Here is a 23,914-nt window from a genome sequence, read left to right on the forward strand (position 1 = left end):
CATTCTAGGATTGCATTCTATACGATTCTAATCTGGTTCCGTATCAGACATTTAAATGAGAACACATTTTATAGCAATTGGCGGAAGTGCCATGCACAATCTTGCCATAGCGCTGCATGAAAAAGGCTACCAAGTAACCGGAAGCGATGATGCTATTTTTGAGCCGTCAAAAACGCGTTTGGAAAAAAGAGGGCTGCTGCCAGAAGAATTGGGCTGGTTTCCGGAGAAAATAACATCGGATATCGAATCTGTAATTCTCGGGATGCATGCTAAAGCGGATAATCCGGAATTGTTGAAAGCGCAGGAATTGGGCTTGAAGATTTATTCGTATCCAGAATTTCTGTATGAGCAGTCAAAGAACAAGACGAGAGTAGTGATAGGCGGATCGCACGGAAAGACTACCATTACGTCAATGATTCTTCATGTGATGCATTATCATGGCATTAAAGTGGATTATATGGTTGGGGCTCAATTGGAGGGGTTTGATACGATGGTGCATTTGACAGAGGAAAATGATTTTATTGTTTTGGAAGGTGACGAGTATTTGTCTTCGCCAATGGACAGACGTCCGAAGTTTCATCTTTATCAGCCGAATATTGCCTTGATTTCGGGAATTGCTTGGGATCATATCAATGTTTTTCCGACCTATGAAAATTATGTGGAACAGTTTGAGATTTTTATCCAAAAAATAACGAACGGCGGTATCTTGGTTTATAATGAGGATGATGCTGAAGTGAAAAGAGTTGCCGAAGCCGCGACAAATCCTATTCGAAAGATTCCGTATTCTACGCCGAAATATACCGTAGAGAACGGAACAACTTTGCTTGAGACTCCAGAGGGCGCTATGCCTATCGAGGTTTTTGGCGCGCACAATTTAAACAATCTGGCCGGAGCTAAATGGATCTGCCAAAATATGGGCGTTGATGAGTCTGATTTTTATGAAGCGATTTCGAGTTTTAAAGGTGCTTCAAAGCGTCTGGAAAAAATTGGGGAGAGCAAGAAGAATGTGGCTTATAAAGATTTTGCGCATTCTCCAAGCAAAGTGGCCGCGACGACCAAAGCGGTTAAGGAGCAATATCCTGACAGAAAATTAATTGCTTGCCTAGAATTGCATACTTACAGCAGCCTTAATGCTGAGTTCTTGAAAGAATATGAAGGGGCTCTTGATTCGGCTGATGTTGCGGTAGTTTTTTATTCGCCTGATGCCGTAAAAATCAAGCAGCTTGAAGAGGTAACGTATGAACAGATTGCAAAATCGTTTAATCGTGAGGACTTGATAATTTATACCAATCCAGCGGCTTTTAAGGAGTATCTTTTCCATCTGAAATTTGATACCGAGGCTATTGCCTTATTGTTGATGAGTTCTGGAAATTATGGAGGCTTGAATTTTGATGAGGTTAAAACGTTACTGTAAAAAAATAGATTAGGGGGGTCAGATTTGGCTCGCTTATTTTTTGAATTGATAATGCCCGGTTATTTTATACTTGAAAAGACAGTCTTCTAAAACTTGTCCAGCTCCTACATTATGGACAATGAGGTTGCGTTTTCCATCGGATGTTTTTCTGTTTGTCACGATTCCGATATGAGGCATTCTTTCGCCAATCATCCACGTCACCAGATCGCCTGTTTTGTAATCGGCAGCTGCATCTGTCACTTTTAGGCTTTTGCCAAAACGAGTAAAAAAGACTTGAAGGTTTGGAACCCTGCGGTGGTCGATATTGGTATCTGTGTTTTTTAATCCCCAGTTTTTGGGATATTTTGAGAAGTTCTGCTTCATGTCTTCATGTACTTCTTTCTGCAGGTCGATTCCTAATTTTCTGTAGGCTCGTATGACAACATCAGTACATACGCCTTTGTCTTTTGGAACATCTCCGTTAGGGTATTTTATAGAAAAATAGCTTGAGTCGTAGGTAACTTTATCTTTTGTCAGCGTAATTGCTGCATCGGAAAGTCTTTCGGAAAAAGTCTTTTCAACAGTAATGGAACAGAATAGGAGGAGTGCCAGTGGATAAAAATACTTCATGAGTTAAGTTGTTTATAGCTATAACGTTAAAGAGGAGAAATATTTTGTGTTGGATGAGAATTATTGCGGAAGATATTTGTTCTTCTACTATATTTGTATCTTATACTTCTATTTTAATTTAAACGCCATGCAAAGCAATAGACCTCCTTCTATCAAGAATTGGGCTGATGATGACAAGCCTCGTGAAAAACTAAAAGACAAAGGCAAAGAAGCCTTGAGCAATGCAGAACTTATCGCCATTTTGATTGGTTCTGGAAATTTTACTGAAAGTGCCGTCGCCTTAAGCAAACGCATATTAGCAAGCGTTGAAAACCTAAATGCTTTAGGAAAGCTTTCTAGAGAACAATTGATAACTTTTAACGGAATTGGGGAAGCAAAGGCGATTACCATAATTGCCGCAATGGAATTGGGACGCCGTCGTCGTTCTGAAGATACGGGCAAGAATATCAAAATAACTTCTAGCAAGGTTGTTTTTGAAATAATGCAGCCCATAATAGGCGAGCTTCCGCACGAAGAATTTTGGATTATCTATTTGAATAATTCCAATGGAATACTTCACAAATACCAGTTAAGTAAAGGAGGAATAACAGGGACGGTCGTTGATGTCCGTCTTGTCTTTAAAGTGGCTATTGAACAGAATGCTACGGCAATAATCTTGGCGCACAATCATCCTTCTGGGGTGTTGTATCCAAGCGAAGCCGACAGGAAGATTACTAAGAAATTAAAGACTGCCGGCGAAAATTTGGATATCAGGGTTTTGGATCATGTTATAATTACCGAAAACTCGTATTATAGTTTTGGCGATGATGGTATTTTATAATAAATTTTTATTCTAAGCTAAAGGCAAACATAAAGTCATTGGAACCAAAAAAGTATTCTCCTGGAGCCAAATTTTTAGCTACTAGGTAATAATATCCGTCTTTTATTTTTTCTAGAGTGTAGCTAATCTTTTCGTAGGAGGTTGAGGTACTGGTAACTTTAGCTTTAGTGGTTACCAAAACTCTTTTGTCTTTTCGTACTTCAAATTTTACTAAGTCGAAAACAGAGGTTGGATCGGTTCCTGGATTTACCTTCACTATAAATTTTAGTGGGTTTTTATTTGCAATCTTGACGGAAGATTTGGTTCCGTTTAAATAGAAGCCTCCTTCTGCGCTAAATAATCCTTTGGCTTTGGCCATTGTATTGTACTGCGATTTTTCAAGCTCGATTAATTCGTTAGTGCTGGTGTTGAAATAGGCAGGCTTGTCATTAAATTCAGGTAATTTTGTCTGGGCCTTGCTGCTTATGAATGCTAGTAGTAGGAGTACTATGATACTGTATTTTTTCATTTTTTTAATGTTAGCGGCTCAAAAAGGGCCTTGTTATTATTTTACGTTTGCATCAAATTCTTGGATGATTTTATAGTTTTTATCCTTAAGGATGATTTTGTACATGCCTTTTTCTAAAATGAAATCGGCTTTAGTTTCCTTATTTGTGATTTCAATAATATCGGCCGGAACTCCATTCTGCTCAACTTCATTTTTTCTGTAGGCAAGAGCCAAAATAGGATATTGGGTAATTTTAGATTTTGGAATGGTATGTATTTTTCGTTGTCCGTCTATTGTCAACCAATCGGGACGGCCGTTTATATATTCGGTAATGGGATGAATTATCCTGCAATCTGTTTGGTCATTTGTTTCTCCGCCATTGAATAATTTTCCGTTGCCGTTAACTAGGACTACCGATTCTTTAGGATTGGCCATCAAGACATAAGGATTGGTAAACTTAGGGTTGCCTTTTTCGGTATACGTCACTTGGTCAATCGTAAAAGGATCGATATTTGCTTTTTCTTTTAATCGGCCAGCCATGGCTTTTTCCCAATTTTTGTTGTTCGGGGTTCCTTCTATCACATGATCCCAGCCACAATGAATCAGAAATTTTGAATTTGGATTTTTTCTGATTAATTGCGCAATATTCTCTGCTTCTTCAATTTCTCTTTCCTTGCCATTCTTGCCGCTTACTGCTTCATATTCAAATAAGACAAAACCGATTTTCAATGCTTCTTTTAATAAATTAGCCATTTGTGGTTCTTTTACGTAGAAACCACTTTCCAAGACTGGAAATTTTCGTTCGTTTATTAATGAGTCTGCAAGTGCTTCGAGACCGAAAAAGCGATATCCATTATCATATAAGCCTTGTAAAAGCGAAGCGGTAAAAACTCTGTGCCTGTTGTTATGATGCGCTTCATTGATAATGATTATTTTTTCGTCTTTTGAGCGATTTATAATGTATTCCTTTGCATTCTTTTTCTGGAATGAATTGAAGTATAGGCTGTCTTCTTTGCTTATTTTTTTGATTGTACCTCCATTCCTATCCCAGGTTTCTAGAGCTTTTGTGTAATATTCACTGATTGAATAATCGGTTGCTCCCATCTGATATCTCCATGGCAGGGTATCTTTTTGAATTTTCGCTTCAATATCTTTTGAAAACAGATATGTTTCTTTATCAGCCTGAGCTGCAATTTTTAGAGTAAAAAGTAAAATGAAAATATACTTAAAGCTGTGTCTCATAATGGTTGTGATTTCTATTGTGCTAACCAGATAATTATTTTGCCATAAATATATTTTCTTTTACTTGATTATACACTATTGCCTCATGCCTATATGTCGTGTTGAAAGTAACTTTTAAGGGAATATAAAAGTCAAGGTCTCAAAACTAAAGGAACCATTTGAATCTGCAATCTTGTTGCTTTGGCGAACGATGCTGTTGTTATGGTATATTTTTAAACTGACGTTTTGACCTACAACGCCAGGATTTTGTAATACGGCATTACCGCTGATTCCGATGCCTGTAACATTATCTTGGTAATTGATAGTTTTGCTCCATGGCAATGAAGTAATCGTTTCGGTCGTGTTTCCGGTTACATTGTTGTTGTATACGATAAATATATGACCGGTAAAGTTGCCTGTTATTTCAAATTTTGCCGTTTTATTTGGCGATGGATTGCCGCCATTACCATTGCTATCGTCACTGCTACAAGAAATGGTTATTGCAATTAATAGGATTGCAAAAAATGCTGTTAGTCTTTTTTTCATAGTTGTATTTTTTAATTTAATAAATAAGTAATTCCAATTTTTCCTCCAGTGGTCACATTTCCACTTCTGAGTTCTAGGTTTATGGCAAACTTTTCATTAAAGAAATACCTTCCGCCAATTTGAACTCCAACACCAAATGGTTCGTCATCTACTAAATAGGTATTGGTATCTGAGTCTTTGAATTTCCAGTTGTAATAGTTTAGGTTAAGACCCGCATATGCATCCCATTCGTTTGAAATTTCTAGTAGTTCATTAAAATGATAATTACCATTGGCTTGTAGTCCTATAATGGTGCTTTTAATTCCATACGTGGTATAGGACTGATAGGAAGCTTCCAGTCCGACGGTAATCGGATTTGAAATCATGTAATCTGCACCAAAATAAATTGGGGTTGACCAGTTGGATGTTCCGAAACCGGCATTTAGTTGAATTTTTCCTTTTTCGAGTGGGGCCTGAGCAAAGGAAGAAATTGTGAGTAAAAGCACAGATAAGTTGATAAGTCTTTTCATTTAATTTTTTTTAATTGATTTGTTTTTTAAGGTGTTGTGCAAATTTAGATAGGGCATTTAAATTCGAATTAATCATAAAAAGGTATAATTGAATACCTGAAATCAGGTAATTTTTAGTCTTTTACTGAAAATCCAGAGAATGGTCATTACATTTGTGGCTTATCTCAACAAAATGAAGCGATTGTATCTTTTTTTCTTGGTGTTTGCTGCGTATCTGGGGCATGCTCAAAAAATCAGTACATTAAATGATTATGAGATTTCTATTGATAGCTTGAAAAATGCTATTGCTGCTAGTACATCGGATAGCTTGAGATGCATCATGAACTACAGGCTGGCTTATATTTATACTAAAAATGTCGATAAAAAAGAAGTAGGACTTGCCTATTTAAAAAAAGGGAATGAATTAGTAAAAAATAATAGCTACTTAAAAGATGTATCGTACTATTATAATTCGCTTTTCCTTACTTTGGAAAAAGGGAATTTGGCAAAGTTTGAAAAAGCTGACGAAGTCTTAAAAAAATACAATAGCAAAGAGATATATGTAGTAAGGTCTAAAATACTTTTTAATATCGGGCTACTGTATCAGCGGGAAAACGAGCCTTTAAAAACTATAGAAGTCTTACTAAAACGAGCAATTCCTGTTGCAGAAAAAAGTAAGGATAGCCAAGAGCTGTCTAATTTGTATAAGCTAATCGCTGTTGTTTTTTATAATAATGAAGATATAGACAAAACGAAATATTATTTAGACTTGTCTATTAAGACTTTGGAGCAGGGGAAGAATAAAAAAAGCCGTTATAACGAAGATTTGATCGAATTGTATTTGTTTAATGTTGAAGTTTTGTCGGTTCAGAAAAAAACAAAGGAAGCTTTTGAATACCTCGGAAAAGCCGAAAATTTATTAAAATCCTACCCGCTAAAATCTTTATATATCGAATATTATTTTGCTAAAGGAAGCTTGAACCAAGAAATTAAAAACTATGACTTGGCGATTTCAGATTATGACAAGGGCATCAAATTATCAGAACGTAATGCCAATTCTACTTTAGTACAACGATTCAAGCTTATGAAGTACGAGGTTTTCATACTTCAGAATAAACTCGAAAGTGCTAAAAATTTGCTATTGGATGTTTTTAAAAACGGCGACATGAATATTAAGGATAAGGCTTATTATTCGTATGAGCTATCGAAAATTTATCGAAAATTAAATGATTTTGAAAAGGCTTACCTGTATAATGAGCAGTATATTCAACTAAAAGATAGCTTGGGTGTAGCATTTGAAGCGGATAAAATTGCAGATATTGAGGCTAAATACAATAAACTAGAAAATGAGAATAAGATAAAAAAGCTAACCATTGAAAAACAAGCTACCTTATTAAATCAGAAGAAGAACACGCTGTTTCATTTGCTATTGTCTTTTGCGCTTATCTGCGTTTTGATATTTACTTATTTTATTTGGAAAAACTTAAAAAACCAAAAAAAGATAACGGCTCAAAAAGAAATAAATCATTTTCAGAAACTAAATAATTTAAAAAGAGAAAAGGAGATTGAGATTATGCAAACCATGATCGATGTAGAGGAAGCAGAAAGGAAAAGAGTCGCTAGGGATTTGCATGATAGCATAGGCAGTAAGCTATCTGCCTTGAAAATTATATTTGCCAATACGCAAGCCAAAAAGGATACTGATGCTATTAAAATTAATGCTATTTTGGAAACTTCGATATCTGAATTACGACAGATTTCGTATAATTTAGTGCCAGAATCATTATTAAAATTAGGCTTAGACAAGGCTCTTGGCGATTTGTGCTTTACTCTAAGATCGGATAGTGTTTCGATAGAATTTCATTCGTATGAAATTGATAATTCGATGCCGTTGACCACACAGACCACTATTTTTAGGATTGTTCAAGAGCTATTAAATAATGCCTTAAAACATGCAAGAGCGACCCAGATTTTAGTTTCTTGCAGCCAAAACGCGAATAGATTCTTTATTTCTGTAGAAGATAACGGAATTGGTTTTGATAGTTCAAGAATAGAAGAAAACCTAGGGCTAGGAATAAAAAATATAAAAAGCAGAATAGAGCTTTTAAAAGGAAGCCTTGATTGTGAAAGTAACTCCAATGGCACTTCCTATAATATTGAACTTGAAGTCTGACAAATTATGGAAAATAAAAAATTGAACATTGCCATTTTAGATGATCATCCTTTAATTATTGAGGGATTGTCTACTCTTTTTTCGAATCATGAAGAATTTGATTTATTGGGCGGTTTTAACAAAAGTGAGGATTTATATAGTTTCGAAGAAATTGATAAAATAGATGTCTTGCTCTTGGATATCTTTTTTGGCGATAATAATGGAATTGATATTTGTTTTGAGTTAAAGAAGAAATATCCTAAGATGATCATATTAGGAATCAGCAGCCAGTCTGAAAGAAGCATTGTATTGCAATTGATTAAACAAGGCGCTTCGGGCTATCTATTAAAGACTGCAAAAAATGAAGAATACATCCATTGCATAAAAGAAGCGGCGAAAGGGAAGATGGTCTTTAGCAAAGAAGTACAGGCTATGCTAGATAAGATACAATTGTCTGATTTAAAGTCAATTCCTAGACTGACTAAAAGAGAAAAAGAAATATTGGCTCTATTGATAAAAGGAAAATCTACACAAGAAATATCAGAAGAATTATTTTTGAGCTTTCTGACCATACAAACTCACAGAAGGAACCTGCTCCAAAAGTTTGATGTTAAAAATTCTCTCGAGCTAATTAATTTTGCCAATGAAAATGGATTGCTCAATGATGCCCATTTTTCCAATAGTTTTTAGTTAGCGGAGAGTATTTTATAAGTTCTGGTTAACAATTTGTTTTAAAGTATTTCAGTATCTTGCACTCCGCTTGCAGAAATGACTTTATCTATGATCCAGACCAAAAATCTCGCTTTTTCCTATAGCGGGAAAGTGAATTTTAATTTCCCCGACATTTCCTTGGAAAGCGGCCAGGTACTTTTGATTACCGGTGGTTCTGGAAAAGGGAAAACTACATTGCTCCATCTGTTAGGAGGATTGCTCAAAGCCCAGTCGGGCTCTATCCATATTGGTGGTACAAATATTGAAAGCCTTTCGGATAAAAATCTAGATAAATTTAGAGGTAAGAATATAGGCCTGATCCTGCAGCAGTCACATTTTGTAGAAGCATTTTCTGTTTTAGAAAATGTGGTTCTTTCTTCTTGGCTGGCAACCGGACAAAAAGCTGAAGAAAAAGCAACATCGCTTTTGACAGAATTAGGCCTGGGTGACCAAATGACCAAATTAACATCACGCTTGAGTATCGGACAACAGCAAAGAGTTTCTATTGCAAGAGCCTTGATAAATGAGCCGCAACTGCTTTTGGCAGATGAGCCTACATCAAGCTTGGACGATGAAAATGCTTTTAAAGTAGCCGATCTGCTCTTGAAGTTGTCGAAAGAATACGGAGCAGCACTAATTATAGTTACTCACGATCAGAGATTGAAAGATCGTTTTTCTAATCAAATTACATTGTTATGATTGTCAAATTAGCTTGGAAAAATATCTGGTTCAAACCTTTAAATACGATATTGAGCATCATCTTGCTGACGGCCAGTGTTGCTATAATTTCTCTGTTGATTTTGCTTCAGGAACAATTTGAAAAGCAATTCTCAAGCAATATTGACGGTGTTGATGTGGTACTAGGTGCTCAAGGAAGCCCGTTGCAATTAATACTTTCTTCCGTATATCAGGTGGATGCACCGACGGGCAACATTAGCTATGATGAAGCTAAAACGTGGATGAAACATCCTTTTGTGAAAAGCGCGATACCCTTGGCTTTTGGAGATAACTATAGGGGTTTTAAGATTGTCGGTACTACACCTGACTATCTTGAAAAATACGGAGCCGCTGTTTCAGAAGGCAAGCTATTTCAGAAAGATTTTGAAGTCGTAATTGGAAGCGAAATCGCAAAAAAATTAAACATAAAGGTTGGGGATAAGTTCTTCGGCTCACATGGCGATGCGGCAGAAGGAGAAGTTCATGAAGAATTTGCCTATCATGTCAGTGGTATTGCAGGTCCAACTGGAAAAGTCATCGACAATCTTATTTTGTGCAACATTCCTAGCGTCTGGGCTATGCATGATGCCCACGAACACGCGGAAGAAAATCCAGAACATGGTGAAGAAGGACATATTCATTTTGAAGGTGATGAGCACGAACATCACGATCATGACCATCAAGCCGAAACATCAGAACAAGGAAAAGAAATAACGGCAGTCTTGATAAAATTCAGGAATAAGATGGGATTTGTGACTTGGCCAAGATTGATAGCGCAAAACACGAAGATGCAGGCTGCTTCGCCAGCAATCGAAATCAACAGACTGTTTTCCTTATTTGGAATAGGATTACAGGCCTTGCAGTACTTGGCTTATGGCATCATGCTGATTTCTGGAATCAGTATTTTTATAGCGCTCTATACTACCTTGAAAGAGCGCAAATACGAATTTGCCCTGTTACGAGTAAGCGGAGCCAGTCGATTGCAATTACTGAATTTAGTATTGTTTGAGAGCATATTGTTATGTGTTGTCGGATTTATTTTCGGCACTATTGTTGGAAGAGTTGCGTTATTGCTCATATCCTCTTCAACAGACCAAGAATATAAGATGACTTTTAACCCTTTTGCTTTTGTATGGGAGAAGGAGGGAATTCTGTTCTTAGCTGCTATCTTTGTAGGACTATTGGCGGCAGCCATTCCTGCCGTAAAAGCATACCGATTGAATATTTCAAAAACTTTAGCAAATGCGTAAGACTTATTATTTTAGTATAGCCCTTTTTGTTTTTTTTATTTTTTCTGACGCAACTTTTTTGCAGAAACAGAATCTAACGATAAAAGAATCTAATTCTCCTGCTGTGCAGAGGGCGAGTTTTTTGCCAGAAATCGAGGCTTTTTCCAAATTTGAATCGAAATCTTTTGTTGCAATTGATACTTTGAATTGGAAATTGCTGGGAGCTATCAAGTTTGTCAAAAAACCGAGCAAGACATATCCCGACGGCGTGATGTTTCCGATAATAAACTCTACGCTAAAGGCAAAAAATAAGAAGAGGATAGCAATGTCTGGGTTTATCGTCCCGATAGATAATACGACATATGCGTTGAGCAAGAATGTTTTTGCGGCTTGCTTTTTTTGCGGCCAGGCAGGACCGGAAACTATTATGGGAATTAAATTCAGAGGTAGCACTCCTAAATTGAAGACAGATCAATATGTTACTTTAGAAGGTAACTTCAGGATAAATGAAAATGATGTAGAAGACTGGATCTACCATATTGAGGATGCAGTAATCGTAAAAGGGAAGTAAATTGGAAACGAAGATTTTAGATATTTTCTTTGATTTAGACCACACGTTGTGGGATTTTGAAAAGAACTCGGCACTGGCATTTGAAACGGTTCTTGAAAAGCATAAAATAGGCGTAAATGTTCAGGATTTTGTGACGCGATATGTGCCTATAAATACCAAATATTGGAAGCTGTATCAAAATGATGAGGTCACGCAAGAGCAATTGCGTTATGGCAGGCTGAAAGATGCTTTTACTGAATTGGAATTTGAGATTGATGATGCCATGATTCATCTGCTTGCGGAAGAATACATTCACTATCTTCCACAATTCAACCATCTTTATGATGGAACGATTGAGCTTTTGGAGTATTTGAAGCCAAAATACCGACTGCATATCATTACAAATGGATTTCACCAGATTCAGAATAATAAACTGGTCAATTCTAACATAGTGCATTATTTTGAAACGATTACAAATTCTGAAAATGCTGGGGTGAAGAAGCCTCATCCTCAAATATTTAATTATGCTTTAGATCTGGCAAAATGTTCCAAAGAAACAAGCATTATGATTGGCGATAATCTAGAAGCGGATATCGAAGGCGCATTGAATGTAGGACTCGATGTCATCTTTTTTAATGAACATAATTTAGAAACACATCCAAATATCAAGCAGGTAAATCATTTGCTGGCTTTAAAAAAATATCTTTAAACACTTAAGAGTTACTCAATATGAAAAAATACATCCTGATTTTATCGTTATTTATTTCCCTAGCAGCTTCAGCACAAAAAGTGCTAAATGACTATAAATATGTCATCGTTCCCGTGCGTTATGATTTTTTGCAAGGAGATAATAAATTTAGACTTAATACGATTACCAAATTCAACCTTACAAAAATAGGATTTCTTGCTTTTTATGAAAATGAAAACCTACCTCAAGAAGCCGGTGGCGATAGATGCAACAAGTTGTTTGTTGATGTAGAAAAAGAAAATTCCTTGTTGGCTACAAAACTTGTAATCGTGTTTAAGGACTGCAATAACAAGGTGGTTTATAAAACAGAGGCAGGTAAAAGTACAGTAAAAGAATATGAAGTTGCCTATCCTGAAGCTTTAGAAAAAGCGTTTGGGCAGCTTTACAATTACGGCTATAAGTATAAAGGACCAGCTATTGCAACTAACACAGCCTCTATGAGCACAGCTCCTAAATCTTCAGCAGCACCTGAAGATGCAGCTGAGATGCTTTTCGCTCAGCCAATTCCTAATGGGTATCAGCTGATTGATAAAACACCAAAAGTTGTACTTAAAATATTTAAGACTTCACAGCCTGATTATTTTACGGCACAATCCGAAACAATTAATGGTGCAGTAATAAAAAAGAATGGAGAATGGATTTTAGAATACTATAAAGACGAAAAGCTGGTTTCTGAAAAACTGCTGATTAAATTCTAGGCTAATATCCGTATTTGTCTTTCCAACGATTTTTTAAAAATTCCCTTGTCGAATTTTCCCTGGAATTATTCCCTGGAATATAGATAGGGGTATTTTTTATTTCATCCGGCAAGAACTCTTGTTCTGCAAAGTTGTTTTGATAGTCATGGGCATATTTATAATCTTCCCCATAACCTAACTCTTTCATCAGTTTTGTCGGCGCATTTCTCAAATGGATCGGAATGGGCAAGTCTCCAGTCTGTTTTACAATCTGCTGTGCTTTTCCGATTGCCATATAAGAGGAATTACTTTTAGGAGAAGTTGCCAGATACACCGCACATTGACTCAAGATTATCCTGCTCTCTGGATAGCCTATCGTAGATACGGCTTGAAACGTATTATTAGCCATGATGAAGGCAGTCGGGTTGGCATTGCCAATATCTTCACTAGAAAGAATCAGCATACGTCTTGCGATAAATTTCACGTCTTCGCCTCCTTCAATCATTCGCGCCAGCCAATATACTGCTCCATTCGGGTCGCTGCCGCGTATGGATTTTATAAAAGCAGAGATGATATCATAATGCTGCTCACCAGTTTTGTCATACAATACGGTGTTTTGCTGTACGAGTTTTAAAACAGAATCATTGGTGATTATAATCTTTTCGTCGTTTGAAGCATTCACTACAAGGTCGAAAATATTCAGCAGTTTACGGCCGTCTCCACCTGAAAGTCTTAGTAAAGCTTCAGTTTCTTTTAATTCGATATTCTTTTCTTTTAAAAAAACATCTGTTTTCATGGCTCTTTCGAGCAAGGCTTCGAGGTCTGATTTTGAGAAGGCATTTAATATGTAGACCTGACAACGCGACAGTAAGGCGGGAATTACTTCAAAACTAGGATTTTCTGTAGTCGCGCCAATTAATGTAACCCAGCCTTTTTCTACAGCTGCTAAAAGTGAATCTTGCTGTGATTTGCTAAAGCGATGTATCTCATCAATAAAGAGGATAGGGTTTTTAGCAGTAAACAGTCCGCCGCTCTGTTTTGCTTTGTCAATAACATCACGCACGTCTTTTACGCCAGAATTGATGGCGCTCAAGATATAAAACGGACGCTTTGATTCTTGCGCGATAATTTGAGCCAAAGTCGTTTTTCCGGTACCGGGTGGTCCCCAGAAAATTAATGAAGGAATGATTCCTTTTGCAATTTGCTGTGTCAAGGACCCGTTCGGGCCTACCAATTGCGGCTGGCCGAGGTAATCTTCGAGTTGTTGTGGACGAATTCGTTCTGCTAATGGTGCTTCCATTTTGTAAAATTACAGAATTGTACAAGTTTTTTTGAGTTTGAAGCGCACAAACTTTTGTGAAAATTTAAGATAAACTAATTTAGGTTTGTATCATTTTTACCTTATGCGATGAATTGTTTTTTTTGTAATGCTGACAAAATAGCACCCAAAAAAAAGTGGATAAATTTTTGACTGCTTTTTGAAGAATAATAATCTTACAAAAGCAATGGACGACAAAAATCTAAAATTCTCCCCCTCAGTTTTGGCATGGCCATTATTTTTCGTAGTCTTTTTGTGGATTATTTTTTGGGCAGAAATACGCTTTAAGCTTAACCTCACGGAACTTGGAATTTATCCCAGAACTTTTACGGGATTGAGAGGCATCTTGTTCAGTCCCTTTCTTCATGGGGATATCGAGCATCTTTATAATAACTCTATTCCGTTATTTCTTTTGGTGGCGGCGCTTCGTTTCTTTTATCGAAATCAGGCGTTGAAAGTGATAGGGTATGGCATATTACTTTCCGGCTTTTTGACATGGGTTATCGGAAGAGAATCCTATCATATTGGTGCCAGCGGCTTGATTTATGTCTTAGTGAGTTTTGTCTTTTTTAAAGGTATCCAGACAAAATATTACAGACTGGTTGCTTTGTCGCTGACCATCATTTTATTGTACGGAGGAATGATATGGTATATTTTTCCAGGCGTACAGCAGGGAATTTCTTGGGAAGGTCATTTAGCAGGACTTATTACAGGCTATATTTTTTCTTTGGCCATAAAGACTCCCGAATACCAAAAGCCTATTGTTTATGACTGGGAAAAACCCGATTTTAATCCCGAGGAGGATTTATTTATGAGGCATTTTGATGAAAACGGTAATTTCCAGAATCTTCCTAAACCAGAAGAAGATGTTGAAATTAGGAATGAGGAATTTTTCAGATCAAATTTTAATGTATTCTATAACGTCGTTCCTGCCAATCCAGAAGATAGTCATGATGGCATTATCGAAAAGAAGGAAGATTGATTGCTTTTAGCTTCTTTGCCTTACAGCTTCATAAAGAAAAGCACCGCAAGCTACAGATACATTTAGTGAAGCAATCGTGCCAAACATTGGAAGTTTTGCTTTTTCATCTACAATCTTTAAAACAGATGGATTAACGCCTCGATCTTCAGAACCCATGATAATTGCTATCGGCTCGTTTAATTCAAGGTCATAAATATTCTGGTCTGTTTTTTCGGTAGCAGCAATGGTTTTTATTCCTGATCCTTGAAGGTGGAAGATAGCATCTTTGATATGTTCTACTTTGCAGATAGGCACATTAAAAACAGCTCCGGCAGATGTTTTTACGGTATCGCCGTTTACAGGAGCAGAGCCTTGTTTTTGAACGATGATTCCGTTTACGCCAGTACATTCTGCAGTCCTGATTATAGCTCCGAAATTACGGGTATCGGATATTTGGTCTAGGATAAGAAATAGGGGAGTCTTGCCGCTTTCTGCAACTTCTTCGATCAAAGTTTCAAGATTATGGAAAGAAATCGGAGCAATCGTGGCAACAGCGCCTTGGTGATTGCTTGGTGTCAGCTTGTTCAATTTTTCTACAGGAACGTAGGAGAAATTTACGCTGGCGCGTTTCATGACCTTCATCAGGTCTTTCATCAATTCGCCTTGCGCATCTTTTTGGATGAATACTTTATCAATCTCTTTTCCTGCCTGAATGGCTTCAATAATCGCCCTGATTCCGAAAATTTGGTGTTCTTTTTCCATGGGGCAAAGATAGCGTAAAGTTATAAAGAAATAAAAATAAAAAAGCTGGCAGATTTAACCGCCAGCTTTCTGTTATTTAAAAGTAAAAACTAATTTGTTTGGAAAACCTCAGGCCAGTCTACATTGCCTTCTCGGGTTAGCGTAACTGTTCCACCATCTCCCCATGTATTTCTCCATGTGAATACCATGACAGGTCCCGTAACGCTGATGATGTTGTAAGTAAACGTATCTGCATATTGGTCGGATCCGCTAAAAAGGAATTCACGACATACCCATGTAAAGAAAGCGCCATCTGGTCCAACTGCAGGATCGTCTTCATACACTTGCTCATAAAGACCGAACGAAGCATCATCAAGACTGTATTTTCCTACTCGCCCAGCTTCTTGACCTGCACCTGGAGCCGCTTCAGTCCATGTCACGGTACCGCTGATTGTGCCGGAAATTGCATTGCCAGTACTAGTTCCTTCGCCATCACCTACTTGCATTGCTGTTTGCGTATAAGAATGCGTTCCAGACAAATCGTCTGTAATCGGACATAATGGTTTTAGGTTGATTATAATCGTTCCTGTAGCTTCTTTTGTGGAAACTCCAACAGGGAAGTTTCCAGTTGCCGCTGTCAATTTTAATGCTATTGTCAAAGGAACTGGCAGATCAGGATCTAAAGACGACGAAAGTATTTTGATCGGGAATGTAGTTTCCGTTTCGCCAGCAGGAAAAGTGAAAGTCCCATTGTTTAGAATCACAAAGTTAGTGCCTTCTACAGCAGTTGTCTTTGCAGGGTCAATTTCATAGGTAACTGCCACATCAGAAGGAGCTGCAGAGCCATTACCGCCAACCAATCTAGCCGGAACCTCGAATTCGGCTTCTTCCATGCCGATATCAAACGTACCGTCAATAGTGCTAGATGGAAAATCGATAATGTTTACTCCGTTGCCAAAATCTGTTACATCATCATCTACGAGGCAGGAGGAGAGTGTTGCTACTATAATGGCAACAATCGCTATTTTGAATTTAAAGTTTTTCATAGGTCATATTTTATTAGTTATCCCAAAAAATAGGAGATGTAAAAGCATCGTCTGTAGTCTGGTTTGGAACATTTGCAGAATTTGCTACATATTCTGAATTAGGATACATTAATCTGATAGGGCGTTGCGGCCTGCTGGCAATCAATGATAAAGGAATTCCAGAAGGGAAGCCGGTTCTCGTGTATTCAATCCAAGATTCGATTCCGTTTATGCTGTTTAAGGCAATCCATTTTTGAGTTCCAATAGCTTCCAACTCATTTCCAGCAGAAGCTGTCCATCCGATAAGATTGGTAGATTGAGAATAATAAGTAGTTGCTTGGGCAGCTGTCAATCCTAAAGTCTCATAAGAAGCTTGGATTCCTGACTCATACAATGTTTGCGCAGTTCCCGGCATATATCCTTTTACGACAGCTTCCGCTTGGAGCAAATAGCTTTCTGCAGCAGTTAATATATAAGCGTCTTGAGTGAAGTTCTTTAATACTCCGTTTCCTAATCCTGAGAAAGGGACAACCACTGTTCCTTGTTCATCTGGAGCGCCTTGGTTTATTCCTGCAAAGCCTCCGCCAGGAATTGGAGCATAGATTTTTTCCAATCGGGTATCGTTTGTGTTAGAAAGATAATCGATAGTGTATTTCGTTCCTTTTAAAGATCGGTTGTCACTGGTTGGACTTCCTGATAATGTTGTTCCGTACGTTTCAAAAAACGGATTCATCTTTCCTGTACTGGTTATATACCCAGGATTGCTTGTCACATTTTCAGTTATAAACCCGCTTCCTTCTTCTATGATGTCTTGGAATTTATCTGCAATATAAGCTTGTTTAGAAGGCATTCCAGATTGACGGATCAGGATTCTCATTTTTATAGTATTGGCAAATTTTACCCATTCGTCCATATCACCATGAAGCATAATATCGTTGTCTTCGGGACTTAAAGCATCTGAAGGAGCATTTTTGATCAAGTCGATAGCTGCATCTAACTGCACGATTAAATCATCATATACAAATTCTGCATCATCATACACAGGAGTCAATTCTTTATCTCTTTGTAATGCCTCTGTGTAAGGAATATCTCCGTATAAATCTACAAGATATTGAAAATAGAAAGCCTTCATTATCTTAGCAATTCCTCTGTAATTGTCATAGCCTTCTAAGGTAGTCTGGTCAATTTGGTTGAAATTGGAAATCGTCAAATATAGATTGTCCCAAACATCATTATAGAAAGTACTGTTGACGATATATTGCATTTCATCTTGATAGGCAATAAATTCTTCGATGTTATTAGACCAGTTGTATACCATGAAATTCCCAACTTGGTTCATCCTGACATTCAGCCTTTGGGCTCCAGAATTTTGCGAACTGGCCAACAGCAATTCAGGTTTAACGTTTGTCGGATTATTTGGATCTTCATTGATATCTAGATAGTCGCTGCAGGAAAACAGCAAGAAAAAAGGAGCAATTAATAATGCGCTTTTTTTGAATATATTTTTCATTTTTCTTGAATTAGAAGGTTAATGTAACATTGAAACCATAGGTTCTAGTTGGGGGAACTTCATCTACGCTTCCAACTCCTACAGCATTTCCGGTAGTGAATCCAAACTCTGGATCTGTGTATCTGTTTGCTTTTGGCAGGATCATAAACACGTTTCTTGCATTAGCACCGATAGTTATGCCTTCAAAAGGAGAGTTGTCCAGCATTTTTTTAGAAAAAGTATAACTGAATGCAATCTCACGGCATTTGAAAGCGGTCGCATCTACTACGTAGTTTTCTGAAATGTTGCTGTATACCGAATCCCAGAATGGCTGACCTCCGCTTGAAGTAGTAATGCTTGTATTTGGCGTATACACTCCTGGAGCGCTTTGGTAGGATGAATTAGGGAACACAAAAGGCAATCTTCCAGATTGAGCACTTTGTACTGATGAACCTGTAAAATCAAGCATCTGCCCAATTTCGTTATAGAATACGTGGCCAGTTCTGTAATCAAAAACAGCCGATAGCCTAAATCCTTTGTAGTTCAAGTTTGTTGAAAGACCTACGATATAGTCAGGAGTTGTTTTTCCGAGATTTTTCAAGGCAGAAGACTGTATAGGGTTACCCGTTGCTTGGTCAATGATTACTCTTCCTTGATCGTCTCTTTCATAAGCAGTTCCTTTGATGATCGGATATTCTTCACCAACAACAGCATAAACTCCAGCTGTAGTAAATCCACCTAAAGAAAGTTCATTAACACCAGGCAATAAGCTTTTTACTTCTGTCTTTGGAGCACTATAGCTTACTCTTAGATCCCAGTTCCAATCTTCGGTCTGTATTGGCGTGAAGCCTAAATCCAATTCAAATCCTTTCGTCTGTAATTCTCCAGCATTCAGCAATGCTCTTGTCGCTCCTGAAGAAGAAGAGGCTGCCGCATTAATGATTTGATCTGTAGAGTTAGAAATATAGTAGCTGGCATCAAGAGATATTCTTTTTTTGAAGAACTCTAAATTCAAGTCAAATTCTTTTGAAGTCGTAAACTCTGGTTTTAAATTAGCCAAAGCTACGGTGTTGCTCAGGTTGAAAGAAGTCAAGTCGCCATAAGGAAATCCTACCGACCTGATGTATGTGTTTTGATTGGCATAGGCAGAAGTTGAATTTCCTACTTTAGTATAACTCGCTGTTACTTTCGCGAACGTTAATACGTTTCCTTTCAATTCAGGGAAAGCAGATGTTGGTATGAACGAAACGCCATAACTAGGGTAGAAGAAAGAATTGTTCTCTTTTATCAAGGCAGAAGACCAGTCGTTTCTTCCCGTAACGTTCAAGAACAAATAGTCTCTAAATCCAATTTCAGCACTGCCGTAAAGTCCGATGCTTCTTAGCCTAGAATTGAATTCGGCTCCTCTCAACTCTCCAGTTCTCATAGATACGTTATAGAGCCCTTCAACCACTAAGTTGTCCCCTCGGATTCCCAATTCTTTTGTCTTGATGTCTCTGATGTTTTGGCCAAGCGTAATTTTTGCGCTAATGTCATCGTTAAGCTTAAAGTCAAAATTGAACATCAAGTCGCTGTTGATTCTTCTTTCATAATTTGAACCGTCAGAAACTCCTTGGTTTAAATCTTCACGACCGCTTCCGTCGGTGAAAATATGCCCATTGTTTGTATTTTTGAAAGTGGATGTCAATAAGCTCAAACCTCCTCTATATAATACATTGAACCAATCGTTTACTTTGTAGCCTAAGTCGATAGAACCTTGGAACCTGTCAGAATACGAAACTTGACGCGAATTCTTTAAAATCCAATATGGGTTATAGGCATAATTCGTAAAATAATCTTGTAAATCTCCTTGCGAATAAACTTCTAATGGTATGTTGATAGGAGTTTGCAGCAACTGGCTATAGACGCTTCGTCCGCCGTCAGGCTCGCTAAAAAAGGATGATTCGTCATCGCTTCCTGTTAGGTTTCCAGCAACATCAGTCTTATCTGTAAAGTAAGAAACATTCCCGGCAACATTCCAGTTACCAGAAGTTTTGCTCGTGTTTAATCTAAATGTGTTTTTGTGATAAACATCTCCAGGTATAATTCCTTCGGTTTTTACATCTTGAGCCGAGAAGAACAGGTTGCTGTTTTCGTCGCCTTGCGATATAGAAAAGCCATTTTGTTTTGTTGTACCGACATTAAAGAAATCTTTAATGTTGTTTTTTCTGGCAATATATGTAAATTCTCTGATGGTTCCATCAGCTAATTCAGGACCAACTTGTACTAATGATCCGTCTAATGGAGCTCCCCAGTTTGTGTTTTCTACAGGATCAAGCTCTCCAGCCCATCCTTGTCCGAATTTTGTCTGTCTATCTGGAATAAATTGTACCTTCTCAAATGTAATTGTCGAGTTGACTTGTAAGGTCATCTTGCCATTTTTCCCTTTTTTAGTAGTAATCATGATAGCTCCGTTTGATCCGGCGGAACCATAAAGAGCAGCCGCATTGGCTCCTTTTAAGATAGTAGTGCTCTCGATATCATTCGGATTCAGCTCGCTTAACGTATTCAAGGCGGAAGGAACTCCGTCAATTACGATTAAAGCTTCATTATTCCCAGAAATAGATCTTGCGCCTCTAAGCACAACTCTTGTTTGCGGATTAACACCGCTGTTGATCGTGTTGATCTGCAATCCTGAAACTTTTCCGACCAAGGCAGTTGCAGCATTTACGGCTTTGGCTTGGTTTAGCTCATCGGATTTGACAACCTGCGTGGAATAACTCAGCTCTTTTGGGTTTCTTCTTATTCCAAGTGCGGTTACTACAACGGTCTCAAGCTGTGTAGCATCATCTTTTAAAATAATGTTGAAATTAGTAGCGGTGGCTGGAACTTCTTGAGTCGCCATCCCCATGAAACTGAAAACTAGGATGTCAGTAGGAGAGGCCTTGATTTGGAATTTGCCATCGAAATCGGTTTGCGTGCCGTTTGTAGTTCCTTTGATGGCGATACTGACTCCAGGGAGCGGTAATCCGCTTTCGTCTGCAACAGTGCCTGAAATTGTCCTTTCTTGCGCAAATGAAATCTGCATTATTAACGCCAGGACTAGCGTTAATAGACCATTTAACTTTGTTTTCATTATGTATAGGTTTGAATTAGTTAAATCAAATTTCTTAATAAAATCTTAACAAACCTATACTTTTTTTAAAATTGTTTTTACTATATTGATGTTTTGAAACATTAATTGTTAAAATCTAGCTTTAAAGCTAATATGAACAATTGAGTTGGATAGCTTGATTTGTTGATTGCCCGTGCTTCCGTTTGCATAAACAATATTGAACAATCCGTTTTTTGTCAACAAGCCAAATCCAAAGCCCAAGCCAAGCAAGTTGCCATCATTGTCTGTAGTTTTGTCTTGGTAATAGCCAAAGTCGATAATGGAATGGACATAAATTGTCGGGGCCAAGACATATCTGTATTCTGTAAGTATCGAAGAGAAAAGATTGGCCTGTAGGCTGTTTTCGTTAAAGCCGCGAATCGAGTTGATGCCTCCGAAACGGAAGAGCTCGTTGGTGATATAACTGTCGCTTTGCAGTAGGAAATTCTGGCTCCGGATGGCGACGATATTTTTATTGTTCAAATAGAAGTTATGCCGGAGATCAATATTGGTGAAGAATTGGTTGTTTTTTGAAGCTTCAGAATTTCTCTTCCCGACACCTCCTTTGATATTGATTAACGTTTTGTCTGGAAATAAAAAATCTTCGTTTCTGAATTTGGTAAACTCAAAATTAGAAGTAAAGAAAGAATTGTCAAAATCAGTTATCGTTGAACTGTTCAGGTTTTGGATGTCATTAGATTCTGTTGACTGGTATCCGACGTACAGTCTCGTGTTGTAATTAAAATAATAGCCTAGGTCAATAGCCGTCTGCGTGTTTTGGAATGTGCTGTCCTGTTTAAAAATGTTTAATTGTGCCTTGATACCTAGAGGGCTCCTGAAAATATAAGGCAGCTCGATATTGACGTTGAAGGTTTTCTGGTCGTTTCCATCACTTTTCCAGTATAAATTGAAACGTTCGCCTACGTTTAGGGAATTGACAAGCAGCAGGTCGAGATAGCCGTTTACTTTCAAGTCACCATTATCGTCATTTCCAAAACCTATAAAACCGTCAAAACGATTTGGTTTTGATTTTTCTACATAGACATAGACTTTGGTCGTGTCATTCATAAATAAGATCTCAGGGTATTTGGTCTGAGTAACGAACTGAAACTGATTGAAATCATTATGGATGTTTTTGAGGCTTTCCTGATTAAAGACCTTGTTGCGATAGCGGCGCTTGATTTCCTTTTTGTGTCCTTCGGGAAATTTATCATAACCGTTGATTACAATATCATTGACTTGGCGTAATTTTTCAGTTTCGAAACTCAAATCGGCCAAGAGAATGCCTTTCTGTTTTTTCAAGTTTACCAATTGAAGCTTCGCTAAGGAATACCCGCGGCGTTCCAAAGTGTTCAAAGTAGTAGTGAAGAAGGTTTCCGTTTCGCTAAAAGCAAGTTTTAAAGTGTCTTCAGTATTTTCTAAAATTCCCAGTTTTTGTAATTCCGAATTGCGACCTATATATATATGTATGGATTTGGTCTTTTGGCCCAATTGAAACTTGAACAGGAAAGTGCTGTCGTTTTGTTTCTTATTTTCTAGAATTTCATTTTCTAAAAAGCCGAAACGTTTCAGTTTTTCAGAAAAAATATTGGCTTCATCAACAATGCTTTTGGCATTGCTGTGATTTTTTACATAACCGATAGAATCTATTGTTTTTAAATCACTTTGAGAATCGGCCGTAATCTTTAAATGAAGCTTTTGGCCCAATGTGTTTAGGCTGAAAAAAATACAAAAAGAAATAAAAAGAAAACTTTTCAAAATAAGCTAATTGTTAAAGCGGATGGCTTTTGATGTTCAAATATTATAAAGCATTTTGTTGTTTGTAAGCCTCAGTAAAAGTAACGCAAAAATCCAACGAATAATATATAAAAAATAAATGTTGGCTAATCTGTTTGAAAATTAATGAATTAAGGTTTGTTTAAAAAAAAATAATTATTACATTTGCAACCCCGTAAAAAGCGGGAAATTAAATCATAATATATTTTAGTATTAATTATGCCAACAATTCAACAATTAGTAAGAACTGGAAGAACTCAGATAACTAAGAAGAGTAAATCGGTTGCTTTAGATTCTTGTCCTCAAAGAAGAGGGGTTTGTACGCGTGTTTACACTACTACACCAAAAAAACCAAACTCTGCAATGCGTAAAGTAGCGCGTGTACGTTTGACAAATGGTAATGAGGTGAATGCTTACATCCCTGGAGAAGGACATAACCTACAAGAGCACTCGATAGTATTAGTTAGGGGTGGAAGGGTAAAAGATTTACCAGGAGTTAGATACCACATCGTTCGTGGAGCGCTTGATACATCAGGTGTTGCAGGAAGAACGCAAAGAAGATCTAAGTATGGTGCAAAACGCCCAAAAGAAGCAAAAAAGTAATTTAAACTTTTAAAGTAAAGACATGAGAAAAAGACAGGCCAAAAAAAGACCTCTTTTACCAGATCCAAAATTTAACGATCAGTTAGTAACGCGTTTTGTAAACAACTTAATGTGGGATGGTAAAAAATCAACTGCTTTCAAAGTATTCTATGATGCATTGGAAATCGTAGAAAACAAGAAACAAGACGCAGAAAAATCTTCATTGGAAATCTGGAAAGATGCTTTGACTAACGTTATGCCTCACGTAGAAGTACGTAGCCGTAGAGTTGGTGGAGCTACATTCCAAATCCCAATGCAAATCAGACCAGATCGTAAAATCTCTATGGCAATGAAGTGGATGATACTTTATGCTCGTAGAAGAAATGAGAAATCTATGGCTCAAAAACTAGCTTCTGAAGTTTTAGCTGCTGCTAAAGAAGAAGGTGCTGCTGTTAAAAAGAGAATGGATACTCACAAGATGGCTGAAGCAAACAAAGCATTCTCTCACTTTAGATTTTAA

23 protein-coding genes are annotated in these 23,914 nt (G+C 37.4%); 12 read left to right on the top strand and 11 right to left on the bottom strand.

The window, feature by feature from the left end; translation table 11 throughout:
* Positions 1–55: 55 nt before the first annotated feature.
* The gene (locus tag OLM56_RS06705) at positions 56–1,414 is read left to right on the top strand and encodes a UDP-N-acetylmuramate--L-alanine ligase (RefSeq protein ID WP_264528762.1); all 1,359 of its coding nucleotides are present in this window, start codon (positions 56–58) and stop codon (positions 1,412–1,414) included.
* Positions 1,415–1,447: 33 nt separating this feature from the next.
* Here OLM56_RS06705 and OLM56_RS06710 read toward each other — a convergent pair whose 3' ends face one another.
* On the bottom strand, positions 1,448–2,023 hold the full coding sequence (locus OLM56_RS06710; protein ID WP_121376849.1) for a DUF1287 domain-containing protein: 576 nt from the start codon (positions 2,021–2,023) through the stop codon (positions 1,448–1,450).
* Between the two features lie 127 nt (positions 2,024–2,150).
* Between OLM56_RS06710 and radC the strand changes: the two genes are divergently transcribed.
* Positions 2,151–2,843 (top strand): RadC family protein, encoded by a 693-nt coding sequence (gene radC, locus OLM56_RS06715; RefSeq protein ID WP_121376848.1) that lies wholly within the window; start codon positions 2,151–2,153, stop codon positions 2,841–2,843.
* A gap of 7 nt (positions 2,844–2,850) precedes the next feature.
* Here radC and OLM56_RS06720 read toward each other — a convergent pair whose 3' ends face one another.
* The 4 genes from OLM56_RS06720 to OLM56_RS06735 all read right to left on the bottom strand — a co-directional run bounded on the left by OLM56_RS06720 (position 2,851) and on the right by OLM56_RS06735 (position 5,606).
* Entirely contained in the window at positions 2,851–3,351 is a 501-nt protein-coding gene (locus tag OLM56_RS06720; protein WP_264528763.1) for a hypothetical protein, read from the bottom strand.
* 36 nt (positions 3,352–3,387) lie between these two features.
* Positions 3,388–4,572 carry a hypothetical protein gene (locus OLM56_RS06725; protein ID WP_264528764.1) on the bottom strand — a complete coding sequence of 395 codons (1,185 nt, stop codon included), beginning with the start codon at positions 4,570–4,572 and terminating at the stop codon, positions 3,388–3,390.
* Between the two features lie 114 nt (positions 4,573–4,686).
* Complete coding sequence (locus OLM56_RS06730) at positions 4,687–5,097, bottom strand: hypothetical protein (RefSeq protein ID WP_121376845.1); 411 nt, start codon at positions 5,095–5,097, stop codon at positions 4,687–4,689.
* A gap of 11 nt (positions 5,098–5,108) precedes the next feature.
* Positions 5,109–5,606 carry a porin family protein gene (locus tag OLM56_RS06735; RefSeq protein WP_264528765.1) on the bottom strand — a complete coding sequence of 166 codons (498 nt, stop codon included), beginning with the start codon at positions 5,604–5,606 and terminating at the stop codon, positions 5,109–5,111.
* 139 nt (positions 5,607–5,745) lie between these two features.
* On the opposite strand from OLM56_RS06735, the gene OLM56_RS06740 reads away from it, so the two are divergent.
* From OLM56_RS06740 to OLM56_RS06770, 7 genes are all read left to right on the top strand, one after another.
* Positions 5,746–7,758 carry a sensor histidine kinase gene (locus OLM56_RS06740; RefSeq protein WP_264528766.1) on the top strand — a complete coding sequence of 671 codons (2,013 nt, stop codon included), beginning with the start codon at positions 5,746–5,748 and terminating at the stop codon, positions 7,756–7,758.
* Positions 7,759–7,764: 6 nt separating this feature from the next.
* Positions 7,765–8,427, top strand: a complete 663-nt coding sequence (locus tag OLM56_RS06745; RefSeq protein ID WP_264528767.1) for a LuxR C-terminal-related transcriptional regulator — start codon at positions 7,765–7,767, stop codon at positions 8,425–8,427.
* Between the two features lie 90 nt (positions 8,428–8,517).
* Positions 8,518–9,147, top strand: coding sequence for an ABC transporter ATP-binding protein (locus tag OLM56_RS06750; protein WP_264528768.1), 630 nt, complete (start codon positions 8,518–8,520; stop codon positions 9,145–9,147).
* A complete protein-coding gene (locus OLM56_RS06755) occupies positions 9,144–10,415 on the top strand; it encodes an ABC transporter permease (protein ID WP_264528769.1) in 1,272 nt (423 codons plus the stop codon). Before OLM56_RS06750 ends, OLM56_RS06755 begins: the two co-directional genes overlap by 4 nt.
* Positions 10,408–10,965 (top strand): hypothetical protein, encoded by a 558-nt coding sequence (locus OLM56_RS06760; protein ID WP_264528770.1) that lies wholly within the window; start codon positions 10,408–10,410, stop codon positions 10,963–10,965. Before OLM56_RS06755 ends, OLM56_RS06760 begins: the two co-directional genes overlap by 8 nt.
* A 1-nt stretch (position 10,966) precedes the next feature.
* Positions 10,967–11,653 carry a YjjG family noncanonical pyrimidine nucleotidase gene (locus OLM56_RS06765; RefSeq protein ID WP_121376840.1) on the top strand — a complete coding sequence of 229 codons (687 nt, stop codon included), beginning with the start codon at positions 10,967–10,969 and terminating at the stop codon, positions 11,651–11,653.
* A 20-nt stretch (positions 11,654–11,673) separates the two neighbouring features.
* Positions 11,674–12,390 carry a hypothetical protein gene (locus tag OLM56_RS06770; RefSeq protein ID WP_182494172.1) on the top strand — a complete coding sequence of 239 codons (717 nt, stop codon included), beginning with the start codon at positions 11,674–11,676 and terminating at the stop codon, positions 12,388–12,390.
* Position 12,391: 1 nt separating this feature from the next.
* On the opposite strand, the gene OLM56_RS06775 is transcribed toward OLM56_RS06770, so the two are convergent.
* Positions 12,392–13,669: a replication-associated recombination protein A gene (locus OLM56_RS06775; protein ID WP_264528771.1), complete on the bottom strand. Its 1,278-nt coding sequence runs from the start codon at positions 13,667–13,669 to the stop codon at positions 12,392–12,394.
* A 205-nt stretch (positions 13,670–13,874) separates the two neighbouring features.
* On the opposite strand from OLM56_RS06775, the gene OLM56_RS06780 reads away from it, so the two are divergent.
* A complete protein-coding gene (locus tag OLM56_RS06780) occupies positions 13,875–14,669 on the top strand; it encodes a rhomboid family intramembrane serine protease (protein ID WP_264528998.1) in 795 nt (264 codons plus the stop codon).
* 6 nt (positions 14,670–14,675) lie between these two features.
* Here the strand turns inward: OLM56_RS06780 and rlmB are convergent, their stop codons facing one another.
* The 5 genes from rlmB to OLM56_RS06805 all read right to left on the bottom strand — a co-directional run bounded on the left by rlmB (position 14,676) and on the right by OLM56_RS06805 (position 22,743).
* Complete coding sequence (gene rlmB / locus OLM56_RS06785) at positions 14,676–15,410, bottom strand: 23S rRNA (guanosine(2251)-2'-O)-methyltransferase RlmB (protein WP_264528772.1); 735 nt, start codon at positions 15,408–15,410, stop codon at positions 14,676–14,678.
* Between the two features lie 89 nt (positions 15,411–15,499).
* Complete coding sequence (locus OLM56_RS06790) at positions 15,500–16,435, bottom strand: DUF1735 domain-containing protein (RefSeq protein WP_264528773.1); 936 nt, start codon at positions 16,433–16,435, stop codon at positions 15,500–15,502.
* 13 nt (positions 16,436–16,448) lie between these two features.
* Positions 16,449–17,924, bottom strand: coding sequence for a SusD/RagB family nutrient-binding outer membrane lipoprotein (locus OLM56_RS06795; protein WP_121376834.1), 1,476 nt, complete (start codon positions 17,922–17,924; stop codon positions 16,449–16,451).
* Positions 17,925–17,934: 10 nt separating this feature from the next.
* The gene (locus OLM56_RS06800; RefSeq protein WP_264528774.1) at positions 17,935–21,018 is read right to left on the bottom strand and encodes a SusC/RagA family TonB-linked outer membrane protein; all 3,084 of its coding nucleotides are present in this window, start codon (positions 21,016–21,018) and stop codon (positions 17,935–17,937) included.
* 108 nt (positions 21,019–21,126) lie between these two features.
* Positions 21,127–22,743, bottom strand: a complete 1,617-nt coding sequence (locus OLM56_RS06805; protein ID WP_264528775.1) for a hypothetical protein — start codon at positions 22,741–22,743, stop codon at positions 21,127–21,129.
* Between the two features lie 288 nt (positions 22,744–23,031).
* On the opposite strand from OLM56_RS06805, the gene rpsL reads away from it, so the two are divergent.
* Both rpsL and rpsG read left to right on the top strand, forming a co-directional pair.
* Entirely contained in the window at positions 23,032–23,415 is a 384-nt protein-coding gene (gene rpsL, locus OLM56_RS06810) for a 30S ribosomal protein S12 (protein ID WP_007136570.1), read from the top strand.
* A gap of 22 nt (positions 23,416–23,437) precedes the next feature.
* Entirely contained in the window at positions 23,438–23,914 is a 477-nt protein-coding gene (gene rpsG, locus OLM56_RS06815) for a 30S ribosomal protein S7 (protein WP_121376831.1), read from the top strand.

Source organism: Flavobacterium sp. N2550 (genome assembly GCF_025947265.1).
GTDB lineage: Bacteria > Bacteroidota > Bacteroidia > Flavobacteriales > Flavobacteriaceae > Flavobacterium > Flavobacterium endophyticum.